This is a genomic window from Clostridium cellulovorans 743B, from assembly GCF_000145275.1.
GTDB classification, from domain to species: Bacteria; Bacillota; Clostridia; order Clostridiales; family Clostridiaceae; genus Clostridium_K; species Clostridium_K cellulovorans.
This window is the reverse complement of the sequence record NC_014393.1, coordinates 1,585,699-1,604,228: the sequence shown is the minus strand read 5'-3', so window position 1 is coordinate 1,604,228 and position 18,530 is coordinate 1,585,699. Positions and strand designations below refer to the sequence as shown.

At 30.9% G+C, this 18,530-nt stretch carries 9 protein-coding genes; 3 read left to right on the top strand and 6 right to left on the bottom strand.

Features of this window, described 5'->3' with window-relative positions:
* Nucleotides 1-19: 19 nt before the first annotated feature.
* Both CLOCEL_RS06510 and CLOCEL_RS06505 read right to left on the bottom strand, forming a co-directional pair.
* The gene (locus CLOCEL_RS06510; protein WP_010076080.1) at nucleotides 20-5,491 is read right to left on the bottom strand and encodes a rhoptry family protein; all 5,472 of its coding nucleotides are present in this window, start codon (nucleotides 5,489-5,491) and stop codon (nucleotides 20-22) included.
* A gap of 431 nt (nucleotides 5,492-5,922) precedes the next feature.
* A complete protein-coding gene (locus CLOCEL_RS06505; protein ID WP_010076081.1) occupies nucleotides 5,923-10,689 on the bottom strand; it encodes a CehA/McbA family metallohydrolase in 4,767 nt (1,588 codons plus the stop codon).
* Between the two features lie 405 nt (nucleotides 10,690-11,094).
* On the opposite strand from CLOCEL_RS06505, the gene CLOCEL_RS06500 reads away from it, so the two are divergent.
* On the top strand, nucleotides 11,095-12,300 hold the full coding sequence (locus tag CLOCEL_RS06500) for an alanyl-tRNA editing protein (protein WP_010076082.1): 1,206 nt from the start codon (nucleotides 11,095-11,097) through the stop codon (nucleotides 12,298-12,300).
* A gap of 13 nt (nucleotides 12,301-12,313) precedes the next feature.
* The gene (locus CLOCEL_RS06495) at nucleotides 12,314-13,336 is read left to right on the top strand and encodes an LCP family protein (RefSeq protein ID WP_010076083.1); all 1,023 of its coding nucleotides are present in this window, start codon (nucleotides 12,314-12,316) and stop codon (nucleotides 13,334-13,336) included.
* Between the two features lie 62 nt (nucleotides 13,337-13,398).
* Here CLOCEL_RS06495 and CLOCEL_RS06490 read toward each other — a convergent pair whose 3' ends face one another.
* The 4 genes from CLOCEL_RS06490 to truA form a co-directional block, all read right to left on the bottom strand.
* Complete coding sequence (locus tag CLOCEL_RS06490) at nucleotides 13,399-13,953, bottom strand: hemerythrin domain-containing protein (RefSeq protein ID WP_010076084.1); 555 nt, start codon at nucleotides 13,951-13,953, stop codon at nucleotides 13,399-13,401.
* Nucleotides 13,954-13,964: 11 nt separating this feature from the next.
* Entirely contained in the window at nucleotides 13,965-14,588 is a 624-nt protein-coding gene (locus CLOCEL_RS06485; protein WP_010076085.1) for a PDZ domain-containing protein, read from the bottom strand.
* Nucleotides 14,589-15,109: 521 nt separating this feature from the next.
* Nucleotides 15,110-16,138, bottom strand: coding sequence for a 3-deoxy-7-phosphoheptulonate synthase (locus tag CLOCEL_RS06480; protein WP_010076086.1), 1,029 nt, complete (start codon nucleotides 16,136-16,138; stop codon nucleotides 15,110-15,112).
* 372 nt (nucleotides 16,139-16,510) lie between these two features.
* Nucleotides 16,511-17,248, bottom strand: coding sequence for a tRNA pseudouridine(38-40) synthase TruA (gene truA, locus CLOCEL_RS06475; RefSeq protein ID WP_010076087.1), 738 nt, complete (start codon nucleotides 17,246-17,248; stop codon nucleotides 16,511-16,513).
* A gap of 601 nt (nucleotides 17,249-17,849) precedes the next feature.
* Between truA and CLOCEL_RS06470 the strand changes: the two genes are divergently transcribed.
* The gene (locus tag CLOCEL_RS06470) at nucleotides 17,850-18,530 is read left to right on the top strand and encodes a YveK family protein (protein ID WP_010076088.1); all 681 of its coding nucleotides are present in this window, start codon (nucleotides 17,850-17,852) and stop codon (nucleotides 18,528-18,530) included.

Below are 18,530 nucleotides of genomic sequence, written 5' to 3'. Positions count from 1 at the left end.
CCCTTAATTTTTTTTACTTTTAGGCCTTTGCTATATCAAGTCTTTGCTGAAGTTGCGTTCTATTTGTATCATTTAATGGTAGTTTATTAATATAGCTTTGTGCTAAATCTATATCTGCTTGAGCTTTTGTACTTTCTGCTTTCACTACCGTATTTGTTGCATTGGTTAAATTTATATTATATTGAACAGTAACTAGTCTACTTAATAAATTAGTTTTAGCTGTAGAACTTGTTAATGCATTAACTAAAATCATTGCTCCGTCTACATCAGTTTGTAGTTTACTTCCCTCTGCCTTAGTAACAGCATTTGTTGCGTTAGTTACGTCTATCATGTTTTGAACATTAATTAATCTATTTAATAAAGTAACTCTATCTGTATTAGTTGGTAGCGCAATAACTAAACTTTTCGCAATATCTACATCCGCTTGCTGCTTAGTTGCTTCTGCTTTTGATACCGCATTTGTTGCATTGATTAGATTCATACTGTTTTGAACAATAGCTAACCTATCTAATAAATTTGTTCTAACTGTAGAAGTTGGAAGAACATTTACTAAAGTTTTTGCGATATCTAAATCTGCTTGTGTTTTAGTTGCTTCTACCTTTAATACTCCATTAACTGCATTTGTCAAAGTTATATCACTTTGAACAATTGCTAACCTATCTAATAACGCTGTTCTAACTATAGAAATTGGAAGCGTAATTACTAAAGTTTTTGCTGTATCTACATCTGCTTGTGTTTTAGTTACTTCTGCCTTTGATACTGCATTGATGGAAGCAGTTAAATTTATATCACTTTCAACAATTGCCAACCTATCTAAGAAAGCTGTTCTAGTTGTAGAACTTGGTAACAGATTTACTAAACTCTTTGCTATATCTAAATCTGCTTGCGTTTTTGTTGCTTCTACTTTTGATACTGCATTAATTGCATTATTTAAATCAACATCACTTTGAAGAATCACTAACCTATCTAATAGATTTGTCCTAAGTGTGGAAGCAGGAAGTACATTTACTAAGCTTTTTGCTATGTCTATATCTGCTTGTGCTTTAGTTGCTTCTGCTTTTGATACTGCACTTATTGCACTAGTTAAACTTATATCACTTTGAACAACTGATAGCCTATTCAATAAATTGGTTCTAGTTGTAGAACTCGGTAGATCACTTACTAAAACTTTTGCTATATCTGCATCAGCTTGTGTTTTTGTTGCCTCTACTTTCGACACTGCATTAATTGCATTTGTCAAATTTATTGATGCCTGAAGTGTTGTTAATCTGTCTACTAAACTAGTCCTACTTGTAGAATCTGAAAGTGCAATCACTAACACTTTTGCCGCATCTACATCTGCTTGTACTTTAGTTGCTTCTGCTTTTGATACTGCATTGGTTGCATTTGCTAAGTCTATTGTACTCTTCAGTGTCACCAACCTGATCAATAAACTTGTTTTATTGATTGTATTCGGTAAAATATTCACTAAGTTTTCCGCAGTATCTAAATCTGCCTGCAATTTGCTTCCTTCTGCTATATTCACCGCAATCCTGGCATTAACCAAGTTTATACTATTTTGAACATTTACTAGCCTATTTAATAAGTTAATTTTTTCTGCACCACTTGGCAATGCAGTAGCTAAACTTCTGGCCATATCTAAATCTGCTTGTTGCAAACTAGCTTCTGCATTTGTTACTGCGATTTGTACATTATTTAGATTTATAGCTTCTTGAACAACTGTTAATCTTTTTATAAGATTGATTTTTTCTGCAGAATCTTTTAGATTATTTACTACTACTGAAGCTTTATCTACATATAGTTGTGCATTGTTATCTTCTGCTGTAATTACTGCCTTTGTCGCATTATTTAAGTCTATTATATCTTGAACAGTAGTTAATCTGTCTTGTAATTTAAGTTTATCTTCAGAATTTTGTATATGGTTAACTAAAGTTGTTGCTCTATCTACATCTGCTTGTAGCTTGGTTGTTTCAGCTTTCTCCACTGCAATTACAGGATCATCCATAATATTTTGAACAACAGCTAGTCTATTTAATAAGTTAGTTTTATCCGTAGAATCTGATAAAGCCTTTACTAAAGCTGTTGCTCTATCCACATCCCACTGTAGATTGCTAGCCTCTGCTCTAATTACTGCCTTTACTGCATTATCCAAACTTATTTCATAGTCTATTGAACTTTGGATTTTTGCTAATCTATTAGATAATTCTATTTTCTCTGTTGCGTCTACTAAAAGATTCACTAAGCTCATTGCCCTATCAACATCAGCTTGTATTTTACTTCCTTCTGCCTCAATAACAGCACCTTTAGCATTGATTAAATCTATATAATTTTGAACAACTACAAGTCTATCTAACAAATTAGTTTTTTCTATTGAGTCTAATAAAGAATTCACTAGACTTTTTGCTTTATCCACATCTATTTGTTTCTCACTTGTTTCTGCATTAACTACTGCACTTATTGCATTGGCTAAATCTGTTGATTTATTTATTTCGTTTTGAACACTTGCTAATCGATTTAATAAACTAGTTTTTTCTGCAGAGTCTAGTAACGCGTTCACTAAGCTTTTCGCTATACTAACATCTACTTGTTGCTTAGTTTGTTCTGCTTTAACCACCACATTTGTTGCATTAGTTAAATCTATATTATTTTGAACAATGGTGAGTCTATCTAACAAGTTGGTTTTATCTATTGGATCTGATAAAGTGTTCACTAGATTTATTGCCTTATCCACATCTATTTGTTGCTTACTTGTTTCTGCATTAACTACTGCACTTATTGCATTAGTTAAATTTATTGATTTATTTATTTCATTTTGAACACTTGCTAATCTGTTTAATAAACTAGTTTTTTCTGCAGAGTCTGGTAAAGTCTTCACTAGACTTATTGATTTATCTACCTCTACCTGTTGCTTACTTTCCTCTGCTTTAACCACCGCATTTGTTGCATTATTTAAATCTATACTATTTTGAAGAATCGCAAGTCTACCCAGCAAGTTAGTTTTTTCTGTAGAGTCTAATAAAGCTATTATTAGGCTTTTTGCCTTATCCACATCTATTTGTTGTTTAGTTGTTTCTGCCTTATCTACTGCATCTGTTGCATTAATCAAATCTATTGATTTATCTATATAATTCTGAACACTGGCTAACCTGTTTAGTAAGCTATTTTTCTCTGCAGAGTCTGGTAAAGTGTTCACTAGACTTTTAGCCCTATCTACATCTACTTGTTGCTTACTTTCTTCCGCTTTGGTCACTGCACTTATTGCATTGGTTAAATCCGTTGATTTATTTATTTCATTTTGAACATTTGCTAATCGGCTTAATAAACTAGCTTTTTCTACAGAGTCTGGTAAAGAATTTACTAGGCTCATTGCCCTATCTACATATGATTGTTGTTTGCTTTCTTCTGCTTTTGCCACCGTATTGGTTGCATTAGTTAAATCTATATTATTTTGAACATTCACCAGTCTATCTAATAAATTATTTTTATCTGTTGATTCTGATAAAATCTTCACTAAGCTTATTGCTTTATTGACATCACCTTGCTGTTTAGTTGTTTCTGCATTAACTACTGAACTTATTGCATTGGCTAAATCTGTTGATTTATTTATTTCGTTTTGAACACTTGCTAATCGATTTAATAAACTAGTTTTTTCTGCAGAGTCTGGTAACGCGTTCACTAAGCTTATTGCTATACTAACATCTACTTGTTGCTTAGTTTGTTCTGCTTTAACCACCACATTTGTTGCATTAGTTAAATCTATATTATTTTGAACAATGGTGAGTCTATCTAACAGGTTGATTTTATCTATTGGATCTGATAAAGTGTTCACTAACTTTATTGCCTTATCCACATCTATTTGCTGCTTACTTGTTTCTGCATTAACTACTGCACTTATTGCATTGTTTAAATTTATTGATTTATTTATTTCATTTTGAACACTTGCTAATCGGTTTAATAAACTAGTCTTTTCTGTATACTCTGGCAAAGCATTAGCTAATCTCATTGCCAAATCTATATCTTCTTGTCGTTTAGTTTCTTCCGCCTTAACCACTGCACATTTTGCGTTTGTTAAATTTATTTCTTCATTTATAATTTTTTGCACAGCACCTAGTCTGTTTGATAAGTCTGTTTTATCTGCTAAAGCTGTCAAAGCATTAACTAGACTTGTTGCTCTATCTACATCTAATTGTTGCTTACTTTCTTCTGCTTTAGTTACTGCATTTTCTGCATTAGTTAAATCTATAGCATTTTGAACAACAACTAATCTATCTAATAGTCTAACTTTTTCTGCAATTTCTGGTAAGGCATTCACTAAATTTCTCGCCTTATCTACCTCTTCTTGTACCTTACTCTCTTCTGCTTTAATCACTGTACTTATTACATTAGTTAAACTCATTTCTTTATTTATATTTTTCTGAACAACTGCTAACCTACTTGCTAAATCAGTTTTACCTACAGAATTCGGCAAATCATTCACTAAACTTGTTGCTATAATAATATCTACTTGTTGCTTGCTAGTTTCTGCATTGATTACTGCATTTGTTGCGTTAATTAAATCTATATCATCCTGAACCTTTACTAACCGATTTAGTAAACTAGTTACATCTGTAGAATCCGGTAACGTATTTACCAAGTCTTTTGCTCTAGCTACATCTATTTGTTTTTTACTTTCCTCTGCTTTAATTACTAAATTTGTTGCGTTATTTGTATCTATCAAAGTTTGAAAAACAAATAATTGATTTAACATGCTATCTTTATCTGTAGAACTCAAAACTTCATCAACTAGAAATTTTGCATGCTCAAAATCTATTTGTTTTAAACTTTCTCCAACTTTAAGAACTGCATCTTCGGCAATAGCCAAATTTATTGAGTTTCGAAGGTTTATTAACCTATTGTTCAAATTAGTTTTATCTGCTGAAGCCAACAAGTCATTCACTAGACTTTGTGCTATAATCACATCTGTTTGCTTCTTACTTGTTTCTGCCTTCACCACTGCATTTGTTGCCTTTTGGAACTGTGTTAATTTAGTGACTATTGTTGGGATAGGTCTACAATGACACTCCTTACCTATTCCGCACTTGCCAAAACAATTATAACCAGTAATCCAAGCGATTATATCTCTTTTCATATAAAAAATTGTCCTGTATTTACTCATAATTTGCTTTACATTGCTTTTGTGAGCTTGTACTGCTAATGCTAACCCTTGCCTATTAGTATCACATGTTCCCAGTTGTCCACAAAAATTATGACCACACACACAAACATTAATATCGTTTGATTGGAAAGAGTCGCTATATGAATAATCTGCATTATCTGGTCCTAAACAAATATGTCTAGATTCCAATCCATTATTCTTAATAACTTCCGCAGCATTAACATTAAGCATGCCATTAAAAATCAGGATGTATGTAAGTGATATTACAAATATAATTGCGCTAATATATCTATTATCAATAAATTGAAACTTTTTATTTTCACATAAATTCTCCATTTTGCCCCCCATCTTTCGTTCTTCTAATCCATTTGTTATTTCTCCTTCATTTTACATTAGCATTGAATTTATATCAATATATAACATGTTAATTTTATATGTTTCTACCAAACACATGTCGAAAATCGCATTGAATTAAATTTTAACTCTTTAAACTTTAGAAAAAAGGAGATATTTCCCACTAACTATCTAGGTTTTCTGGAAATAACCTACTTCAAAATAAGCCTCTTATACTATTCCACCAAACTCGAATATACAAAACCTACGAGCTTGTAATTGTTGGTTAATAAAAACTTCTTTTAGAAGAATTCATTCCACGCAAAAAAACATTGGTACGGGGATACCAATGTTTTTATAGGGGGATCAATGAAAAATGTTATCTATCATATTTTCATTATATCCCGTTATTATGTCATTTTTGTGTCAAAGAATTAATTAGTTTCTTTTTTTCTTCTTCCATAAAGAACTATTAATGCACCACCAATCATAAGCAATGCACCTAATTTAACAAGCACAGCTTCATTAAAGCTTGAACCAGTCTGTGGAAGTCCTTCTGCTACGTTAGTTGTGATTGTCACTGGTGCTACCAGTGTTGGATTTTGTACGCCTGGATTTTTGTTTTCGTCCGGAATTTTTGTTCCAACTTCTGTTACAAAGTAATCACTACAGTGATTTGCTTCATAAGTTATATATCCTTCACTATCAACAGTAACCTTTTCCTTTATTAATTCTACTTTATCATCTCCTGGATAGTATCTATAAACATTAACAACCTTATTGCTCCACTCAGTTCCTACATATACTTTTATTGATGTCATTGCAGGAAGAGCACCATCATAAGCAAAAGAGAATGGTGATATATTTGCACCTTTACCATAAGCTTTAATCATGTTGTTCTTTAAATCATCTGTAATAGTCTTTAAAGATAAATCTATATCTGTTGCTACTTCTGCATTTATGTCAAAACCTTTCATTGTCCAAGTTACCTTGTCTCCAATAAATGTAATAGTTTTATTAGTGCCTTTAACTAAGTTAAATACGTCTTTACTTACTACTGGAGTTTTTGAAGTTTTAACATAAATTGTAGTAGCATCTTTTATAGCTTCAATCACTGCATTTTTGTCAACATTATTATCTATAGTAACAGTGCTTGGTTTATCTGTTGGATTTGTTGGATCCGTTGGGTTCGTTGGATCCGTTGGATCCGTCGGGTTCGTTGGATCCGTCGGGTTTGTTGGATCCGTCGGGTTTGTTGGATCCGTCGGGTTTGTTGGATCCGTCGGGTTTGCTGGATCCGTTGGGTTCGTTGGATCCGTTGGCTTTGTTCCTGAAGAAACTTTCTTAATTTCAGAACTATTTCTAACTCTCAATCTTGTACCTACTGTATCTTCTGAACCTAAGCCTATAGCACTAACAGTATCTCCAACTTTAATTGTACTATCCCATTTTCCAGTTGGATTGTCAGTTTCGTCCCCAATATATCCATTAAGGTAAACTCTAGCTACACCACTTCCATCGTCTAAGAAAATTTCATTATCCGTGAGCTTTGTAACTTTACCTTGCACTTTAATCAATAAACCTTGATTTTCTTTTAGCATACTTGCTTTTGTTGTAAGTTCAGTAGGATTTACTAATTGAACATTGCTATCAATAACTGTGATATCTGTATTTTCATCATTAATGCCAAGTTCTAAATCCCCTTCATATTCTTTTACAGTACCAGTAATTCTAACCTTTGCTCCAAGTGGTATTGCCTTTTTAGCTAATCCAAAGATATTTGTACCACCAGTTGCATCTTGGATATACATACAATCAAAGAAAGCAGTATTTTTTACAGCTTTTGTTGATGCACTTGTAACAGTACCTTCTACCACAAAACGCTTTCCTAAATTATCATATACGCCATCTTTATTTTCATCTTTTCTTATTTCAGCTATATCAACTTGTTTTGGCATTGTTGCCCAAGCTAACACATTGTTAAAGATAGTTGAATTTGAATATGCATTATCTGTTGCTTGTATTTCAAAGTCTGAGAAGAAAGTTGTACCAGCAACAACAACCTTTCCTCCACTTGGTAATTTTTCTGCTGCTAAAGAATATATATCACCCTTATTAACAGCAACTGCATCAAGGCCTCCGTCTGAATCTAAACTATATGTTGTATCATGACCTTTTACAAGCCAATCTACATTTGCATCATTTCCACCAGCTTTAAGCACTACAGAACATCCACTATATGCACTGTAAGTGTATCCATCAACAATATTATTTGTTAAGCCAAATTTAGATGATAGATAATTTTTGAAGTATAATCTATAGTTTTGTCCACCATTTACAGTGTCGTCTACAACTTCATCATCGTTAAATCTCAAGTTAGAACCGATTGCTTCTAAGACACTATTTCCTTGTACTGAGTTTTGATATTCATCACCGTCTTTTACTTTCTTATCGTCATAGTCTGCTCTAGAAGTTATAACTACAGTACCACCATTTTGTACATAATTCTTTATAACTTCAAGTTCTGCAGCAGTAAATTTAGAACTAGTCAATGCATTTTTTGTATCGATATAACCTTGAGGGTCTGTGATTAAAAGCATTGGAACTCCCTCTAAATCTGAAGATGTTAATTCATCAGTATTTTGAACAAGCATCATATTCTTTGCTTTAACAAGCTTATCAAGCCCAAGGATGCTGTTCTTATATTGACCAGATACATATTGATTATAATGTCCTGCATCTATTACTATTTTTGCTATTTCACCTTCATTAAACACATTAAATGGAATGCTTTGAGAGAATACTTTATCTGTTCCACTAACATTTACCGTCATTTGAACATAAATATTGTAATTTCCTGCACTACTTGGTGTCCACGCCAATTTTGAGCTAACAACACCCGCTGGTGCAATAGAAGCTATGGTTTCTTCTGAAAGTTTGTTTTCTTGAGTTATACTATTCTTAAAATATTCAACTTTTACATTATTCAACTCTTGTGATCCATTGTTATATAAAGTAGCAGTAAAATCTGTAACCTTATTCACTATTTGTGGATTTTGAGATACCTCTAACTTAGATATTCCAACTGGAGTAACCTCTGAAGTCCAAACTGGAGCTGTTACAGCTATATCTTTATCTGCTTGTTCTACCTTTACATAGTAATAGCTATATTTTGAATCAAGCTGTAAATCCCAAGTCCCTTCATTTGTATCAAAGTTTTTAGTTTCTACTACAGTTCCACCATTTGCTATAATTGAAACCTTACTTACTTTATCAGTTAAATCATTATCTTTAAAAGATACACTTATGTCTAATTTTTCTGGATTTGGTAAAGTAGATCCCATTACTGCATTATTAACATAATATTTTACTTCAAAATTCTTATCTTCTGTTGCATATACCCTATTTTGTCTTATTGCATCGTAAAAACTATCTCTAGTTAAATCTTTTGCTAAAATAACAGTTCTAGCATCATTAGCAGTACCCCATTTTCCTTTATGGTTGTCTTGGTTATTTGTTGGAGCAACATGCCAACCTTTATCTAAAGCTCTTGTATAGTATTCATAACTTGGGAAATATCCACTTGACCTTACAGGACCTTCACCATTACCAACTTCAATTAAGTTGATAACATTGTCAACCGCTGGACTATAAAGTGAAAAATCATTAAAATCTCCAAAGGTATTTCCTGGATGATTAAATTGAGAAATAGTTTGTGGCTGAGCTGCGATAGTATCATAATATTTCTTTAAATCCATAGTTGAATTATTTCTTGACTCAAAGCCCACACTGTTAAAAGTATTCATATGTCCGTATCCGCCAGTACCTTTACTCCAAGTCATTTCATATGCAGCTATAGCTACGAATTTATTATCTTGATTAAATGAATCTGCTGTTTGATGAAGTTTTGTCCATTCAGTACTCGCACTTCCGTTTGTTATGTTACAAGCACTATCATTATCTAAAGAATTAGAATGGTCAGTTACTGCAAAGAAATCTAACTTTCCTTCATCTCTTGCATATGTATACGCATCTTGTGGTGTACCTTGTCCATCTGAATCTGTTGTATGACTATGTAATTGTCCATAATATATGTTGTAATTTTCCTTTGTTTGTTGTCCCACAAAGAAATTCCAGCTTTCTTCTGCTGATTCTTGAACGGACTCTTTATTTTTTACAGTCAATGTAACTTTGTGTTCTCCTTCTACCAGATTAGTCGAAGGTTTGTACACTATCTCACTATCATTTATTGTTGCCGCTGAAGTCACATCTGTTCCATCAACAGTTAATTTAACTGCTGTAACATCTATTCCATTAACTGCAGTATATTTTGCACTTATTGTTGGTTTAAATTCTGAATTTGTATATGTACCCTTTACAGGAGTAACATGTGCAATTTGAGGTTTTGTATCTATAACTATAGGCTTTTTACTTACAGTAATAGAACATGAAGCCACTTTACTACCATCCTCAGTTGTCGCTGTTACTTTTGTAGTTCCTTCTTTTACTGCTGTAACCTTTCCATTAGCAACAGTTGCAATAGTCGCATCTTCAGATGCCCATTTAACATTTTTGTTAGTTGCATTTGTTGGAAGCACTGTAGCTTCAATTTGGCTATTTTGCCCTTCTATTAAAGCAATATTTTCTGGAACAGTTATGCTTATTACATTTATAACTTGAACTGGTGCAATTTGAGTTATAACTATGTCATCTAGAGCAACATTCCCCACATCCTTAGTATAAGTAAATCTTATTGCTGTTACATCTGACGTTAATTGAATTTTCTTATTTTCTCCACTAGTAGGAATTGGAATAATGTTTTCTAAAGTTGCCCAAACCTCAGCACTTTTCTTTTCTATTAAAAGAGCACTATTTGCTGAAGTACTATTTCCTTTAATATAAAAGCTTAATTCAGCATTTCCTGATAAAGAAAACTCTTTAGTAGTAAGACTAGAACCCATTGTACCAAACTTTGCAGATGGTGGTGTTTTCCCACTACTAGCAGCTTTGTCGTAATATGACAAAGCATTTTGCGTCCAGCCATTAGGGAACGATGTTCCACTTAATCCATCGAAGCGTTCTTCTAGAATAACTGTATTCGTCCCCTCAGCTTTAGCACTTATTCCTGGAAATATCGCAGTAAAAACTAAAGCTAGTACTAATGATAAACTTAATATTCTATTATTTTTTCTTATTTTCATCTCATTTCCTCCTATTGTATTCTAATAAATCAAAAAGGTATTTTAATTGCACCTCCCGTTACAACAAAATCCATAAATTCTTGACATACACTCAATAGTCTAATTTTTATTTTATTAATATGATATTATCAATTTATTGTCCATTTGTTAAGTGTTTATTAAAATTTCTTTTGTATTTTTTTAATTTCACTAAATTTATTACCTTTAATTTCCTAATTTTCATTTTGTTTTATATACCTATATGTAACTTTGCTTTATAATCATTATATAAACCCTTTTGCCTAAAATATATTTTTAATTAAGTTTAAAAAAATAATATGCTTATATTTAATTTTAATATACAATATTCCTATATATAAGTTTTATAAACTATCTTAGTTCATAACTCAAAGGAGAATTTTAATAATGAATAAACTCTATTATGAAAATCAATATAAAAAGGACTTTACAGCTGAAATTATAAATATATTAGAAAAAGATAATGAATTTCACGTTGAATTAGATAAAACTTATTTCTATCCTGAAGGTGGCGGACAACCTAGTGATACTGGATTTATAGAAACTAGTAAAGTAACATATGTTTATGAAGACCAAGGAATCATATATCATGTAGTTGATAAAAAACCTATTAAGCTAAAAAAAACAAAGTGCTCACTTGATTGGAATAGACGCTTTGACCATATGCAACAACACTTAGGTCAGCATATACTTTCCGCAGCTTTTCTCGAGCTTTTCAACGTTAATACAATAGCCTTCCATTTAGGCAGTGAAAATTGTACAATTGATTTAGACAAACCCTTGACTGATGCGGAGATAAGAGAAGCAGAAAGCCTTGCCAATAAAACAATCTTAGAAAATATAAACGTAGAATTCCTATTCCCATCAAAGGCAGAACTTAAAAAATTTCATATAAAAAAAACTATACCAAAAACTAATGATGCTATAAGAATAGTTAAAATTGATGACTTTGATATAAATCCATGTTGTGGCTTACATCCTAATTCGACTCTTGAAGTTCAGATTATAAAGATAAAGAAGTACGAAAAACATAAAACAGGAATAAGGCTTGAATTTTTATGTGGCAATAGAGGTATCAAAGATTCGTTCATAATTGAAGATTTTGTTACTAAACTATGTAGAACTCTTAAGTGTAATCACGAAGAAGCATTAGAAAATATTACGAAGCAATCAACTAATATAAAAAATCTTTTAGCAGAAAATAAAGAATTAAAATCAATTATAGCTGATTATGAAGTAAAAACCATGATAGATAACGGAGAAAAAGTAAAAGATATAACTATAATAAAAACTATTCATGATACTGATGATTTTAAATATGTTAATCTTCTAGCTTCAAAACTTACAACCTTTGATAATGTTGTGGTTCTTTTTGCAGTGAAAACCAGTGATATGGCAAAACTTCTATTTATGTGCTCTAGAAATATTTTGAACCTAAATATGGGTACATTACTTAAGGATGCGATAACGCTAATAGATGGAAATGGAGGCGGGAGTAATATTTCTGCCCAAGGCGGAGGTAAAAATATAGGCAATCTCCAATCTTGCATGGACTACGCTTTTATGAATATTAAAAATACACTTACAATTTAAGGAGAATATAATTATGGAAAGTAGAACTTCTCGCATAAAAAAAAGAAAAAAGAAAAAAGCTCTCAAAATCACCATTATTGCAATAGTTTCTATACTCATTTTTATAATAGGTATTGTCGTAAGCTTTGCTTATACAAAACTTAACCAAGTTAATCGAGTTGCAATTTCAAATAACGATTTAGATCTTGGAATTACCGACGACGTCAAAAGTTTACTAGATAATAAATTTGTTGACGAAAATACTGGAAAAGAAGTTCCTTATCACTCAGTTCAAAATATACTTTTAACCGGTATTGATCATGTTGAAAATGCTACAGATACAATGATAGTAGTTTCTATAGATAAGACTGCTAATAAAATAAAAATGACTTCTATATATAGAGATACTTACATCGAAAATACACCTGAAGGTCAAGTACCTAAGCTTAATTATGCCCATAAATACGGAGGAATTCAAAATACAGTTAAGGTTATAAACGAAAATTTTAAATTAGATATTCGTGACTATGTAAATGTTGATGTTCAAGGATTTTTTAACGTAGTTGACAGCATTGGCGGTGTTACCTTAAATGTTCCAACAGAGGATGTATGGGCTATAAATAAAAAAATAGATTTTATCTGTGAAAATGATTATCCTTCAGCAGATCCATCAAGTAATTATTTATCACAAGGAGGACCACAAGAATTAAATACTATCCAAACCATAGCTTATGTAAGATATAGAACTAGTTCAGGTGATTATGCTAGAACTGATAGAAATAGAGCATTTATGGAAGCTGTACTAAATAAAATAATTTCTATGCCAATATCTCAATATCTATCACTATATGATTCTATATCACAATACTTTGAAACCACTCTTTCTTCAATGGATTTAATTAATCTTGTTAAATCTGCTATAAGCTATGCACCTAATGGAATAGCTCAATCAGCTTTTCCTTATGATGCTGAGACAATATTCGTAAATGGCTGGAATTACTTTGGTTGGGATCAGCCAAGTAATATTGAAAAAATTCACGAATTTATATATAAATAACTTCCAGTATATAAAAAATAAGCAAGGTATTTTATCAACAAATACCTTGCTTATTTCTCTATTTACTTCAGTTTCTTTTCCAGTTCTTCTAATAAAGCTATATACTTAGTTTGTATTCCCTCCGCACTTTGCTTTTTTTCAAACTCTATACATTGAACTTCAATTTCTGCTAAAGTCTCTTTTGATAAGCTTCTTTCAGCAAACTTATAAACAACTTCATCTTCTTTTTCTATATGCCGTTTCAAAAGGTAGGTATATCCCATAGCATTTGATATTATATCTAGCTTTGATTCCTCATCACCTTTTTCATACTTTTCTAAAGCACTTCTTAGGTCAGCCATATATAATCTTCCCAAGTCATGTTCCACAAGCATCCCACTCTTAATAAGCTTTTCAGCAACTTTACCAGTTTCATCTAACATTCTATTAAAAAGCAGTTGTTCTTCTTTTCCATGATGATGAATATCTGCATAGTTTTTCACAAAATCCATTACTCTATAAAAATCACTAAAATTCACGTCTTCTCCGTTCATAATCTTTATGCAAAGTTTCCTAACAACGACTAACATTCTTTTAATATATCTATGCTCATCTACCATTATTTCTATTGCATTCATATTAATCACTCCTATACTCTTTCTATTACATGGTCTCCATTTTCAGTAGTCATATAAGTATATCCACTATTAGTACCTTCCACAAAAGACTTAATCCACATTTTTCTTAGATTATGAAAATTATTTACATCTCCACCTATAGAATCATAAAAATGTCCATGTAAATCCTCTACTATTCTCCAGCTAACAATCTCTTCTGAATTTTCTATAAGTTCAATAACTCTATCACAAGGCATTCCCTCAAGAATGTAATTATTTAATTCCTTATAAATCGCAATAGCATTATCAACTACTTCTAATGCACCAGCCTTTAAACCTTGCTTTTTATAAATATCCATTAAGAATTCTATATTTTTAGGTTCCTCTTTTAGTATTTTAGTAATATACTCAGCTTGCCTTCCCTCTGCGGAATGTATCCTCTCCTGCAGCCATCCATGGATATTATCAGTATCAATTATCTCCTCTAATGGTATCTTTGGAGTGGGTTCACCATATTTATTATAAAGTTCTAACTGCCATTGTTCAGTGATAATCCCTTTCTCTTTTGAAATATCTGCAATTTCTTCTTCTAAACCTTCAAACCACTGTATTTTATTAAACAACCAATAATGTATTTTTCCTAAGACTCTACTCATAAAATTATCCTCCCTAATATAGTCTTTATTTTTTTTAATATACTCACTTATCCTTAGATTTTCGTTTATGATAAATTTAAATGGAATCCTATTATTTAGAAATTACTCATTGCTACAATGTTCTAAAAATAAATTTATCAATTTTTTTGAATTATGACCGTTATATAAGATATCTCCTTAAAGATAGTTTTAAGCTTTTCTACAGTATTTATACTTCAATACTATACTATAACAGTGCATTTTTCTGTATCATTTGTTACCATTTATTGAAATCTATAAATTTAATATATAATTACTTTTCAAGACATTTTTCAATATATAAATTCCAATAACGTTTTCACATTAAATCTATATACTGTTTGTAAAAACAATATAGTTTTTTAATCTAAGTATCTATAAATCAAAATAGATAAAACACAAAAAGCCATTGTACTAGCTTAGCACTAGCACAACAGCTTACTTTTATAAATGAATTTTTTAAATTATAACAATAACTCAAAGTATTATTCTTTTTTTACTGGCTATACTCTTTCAGCAATATTAAGAATTAAGCTACGAGTTTCTTCCCATCCTATACATCCATCTGTAATAGATTGACCAAATACATCACCTGTAACTGGTTGAGTACCTCCAACTAAATAACTTTCTATCATAAGACCTTTAACAATCTTCTTAATATCACTGTTACTATTACAGCTATTTAATATTTCCATAGCAATTCTTGGTTGTTGATCATACTTCTTATTAGAATTAGCATGGTTAGTATCAACTATAATTGCTGGGTTTATAAGTTTCTTTTGAGCATACATTTCTGTTACTTGAAGTAAATCTTCATAATGATAATTCACATGATTACCACCATTCTTATCTACAGATCCACGTAAAATAGCATGGGTAAGTGGATTCCCTTGAGTTTTTACTTCCCACTTTTGATATTCAAAAGTATGCGCATGTTGTCCAGCATAAACTGAATTAAACATAACATTTAGGTCTCCACCAGTAGGATTTTTCATACCTACTGGTATATCAAGTCCACTTACAGTAAGACGGTGTTGTTGATTTTCTACAGATCTAGCTCCTATTGCAACATATGATAAAATATCATCTAAATATGCATAGTTTTCTGGATATAGCATTTCATCTGCCGCAGTTAATCCTGATTCTTCCATTACTCGAATATGCATTTTTCTAAGAGCTACTACGCCTTCTGCCATATTTGGCTCTCTTTGAGGATCTGGTTGATGCATAATTCCCTTATATCCATCGCCATTAGTACGTGGTTTATTAGTATATACACGTGGAACAAGTATAACCTTGTCCTTAACTTCATCTTGAATTTTTGAAAGTCTTGAAACATATTCACATACAGAATCTTCTTTATCAGCTGAACAAGGTCCAATTACCAAAACAAATTTATCTGATTTTCCTTCAAAAACTTTTCTTATCTCTTCATCTCTTTGTCTTTTTATTTCTACCAACTTACTAGATAGAGGATATAATTCTTTTATCTCCTCTCCACTAGGCATTTTGTTTAAATATTCAAAACTCATCGTAACTACTCCATTTCTATAGTATTTTATTTGCTTGCCGCTTCTTGTCATTTATGGATGTTAAATCTATCTTTTTCTACCCATATCGTCATACAATTTAGTTATATCATTAAATTTACATTTATGTCAATGGATCAACGCATAGCTTATTTTGTATACTTTTGTAATAAACTGCATTTTATCAAGATATTAAATTTTTCCATGCATTATCTAATTAATTAGTAATAAACATAGACATTTCATTATAACATTATATTTAATCAAGATTCTCTATTTTAATTTAACAATCATCATTAAATTTGCATTTATCAAAAAACTCCTGGAATCTAAAGTTAATTAACCAATATTTTAACACATTTTCAAAATGACATGCTAATATATAACTTTCTTTAGAAATAAAGCTTTTGCTTGAGCCATAGGAATAGTCTCTATCTTCTTTCCATCTTTTAACATTTTAAAAACATTTGTAGCTTTTACATTTCCTTTACCAACTTCAATAAGTGTTCCTACTATAATTCTCTCCATATTGAGTAAAAAATCATCTGCAATTAACTCTATTTTAATTAACCCATTGTCTTTTTTAATTAATATATCTTCTACAGTTCTTACTGTTGACTTTGCTGAAGATTTCAAATTTGTAAATGCTTTAAAATCATGTTTTCCCTTAAAAGCTTCTGCAGCTTTTAACATTTCTTCTATATTAAGATCAATATCGATATGATATGAATATTTTCTGTTAAAAACATTCCTTAGATTATTATTGTTAATTACATATTCATAAACCTTTGCCTTGGCATTATATCTTGCATGAAATCTTTCATCTACTTCTTCAATAAATTTCACCAATATATCTTCTGGCAAAAACTCATATAAATAAATGCTAATTGCAGTACAGCTTAATTCACAATTAGTCTTGAAATTTGCTATATACCCATCAGCATGAGCCCCTGTATCTATCCTTTCACACCCAATTACTTCAATCTCTTCCCCAGTCATTTTACTTAAGACTGTTTCAATTTTTCCTTGAACTGTCTGTTCTTTATCCTTTTGATTTTGCCATCCTTTATATCGACTTCCATCAAATTCAATAGTTAATTTTAAATTTCTCATATATAATTCACCTTTTATCTTCTTTAATTAATATATAAACTCAACATCTAAATTATAAAAAAATTTTATTGTCCTCTAAATAAAAGTCAACAAATTTCATAAATAGTTTAAATTCTTCCTTAAATATTATTTAGCGTATATAGTCTATATATTTGTTTCAAATTATACTATATAAAATAACTTTATTCTATAAAAGCCCTAACCTCTTTCATATGATGCTTCCTCCTTATGAAATATTTTCTCTTATATTTCTAACTTTCGTTAAATATAAGAAAACTATCAACTATTTAATATAACTTTTTCACCTTTTCATTCTGCAATTAATACCCATTTATTTTAAATAAATTTATATTTTAAAAATGTAATTTTATTAAAAAAGCATCATTATAATATTCATTTTAATTCCACATTATTTTCATTTTCATTTTCTCGTATTTTATTGTATTTTTTTCCATTTACCAAAGAAAATATTACTAGTTTCACATAAAACCACTTAATATAATGACGTTTTTTCGACGTTTTATTACATTTATTATAAAATTGACAGCATTTTATGGCATCTGTATAATTAGAATCATATAAGAATTCAACGGAGGAAACTATGGATTTACATGAGCTTCTTTATATAATTAAAAAGCGGATGGTACTTATGGTATCTATAACACTGGTCATTGGCGCCTCAGGTTGGATATTTAGTACACTATTTATTAATAAGTTGTATACATCTGACATTTCTGTTATAATTGGTAAAAATTACAGAAACCCTGCTGAAGGCGAAAGTTCAATAGCTACTTATAGTGATATCCTTATGTATCAAAAAGCTGTTAAGACTTATGGTAAGATTGCTACGTCAAGAACAGTAGCTTCTGATGTAATAGATAAATTGTCACTTAATTATTCCCCTAGTGCATTACTAGGTTCTGTTGCAGTTGTTACACCTAGCGAGACTGAATTTATGACAATTCGTGTGACGTTGCGAAATCCTGAAGAAGCAGCTTTAATCGCCAATCAATGGGCTCTTTCCTTAAAAGAAATAAGCAAAGAAATCCAAGGAACTGATAATGTAAAAATTCTCGATACAGCACAAGTACCAAAATCACCTTCAAGTCCAAACTTAAAGCTTAATATTATATTTAGCTTTGGTGCAGGCTTTTCATTATCCGTTGTTCTTTGTTTTTTACTTGAGATCTTTGATACCACTATTAAATCTGAAAATGACGTATTAAAATTAGTAAGTTTGCCCGTTTTAAGCTCAATCCCCAATTTCGAAATAGACGAATAG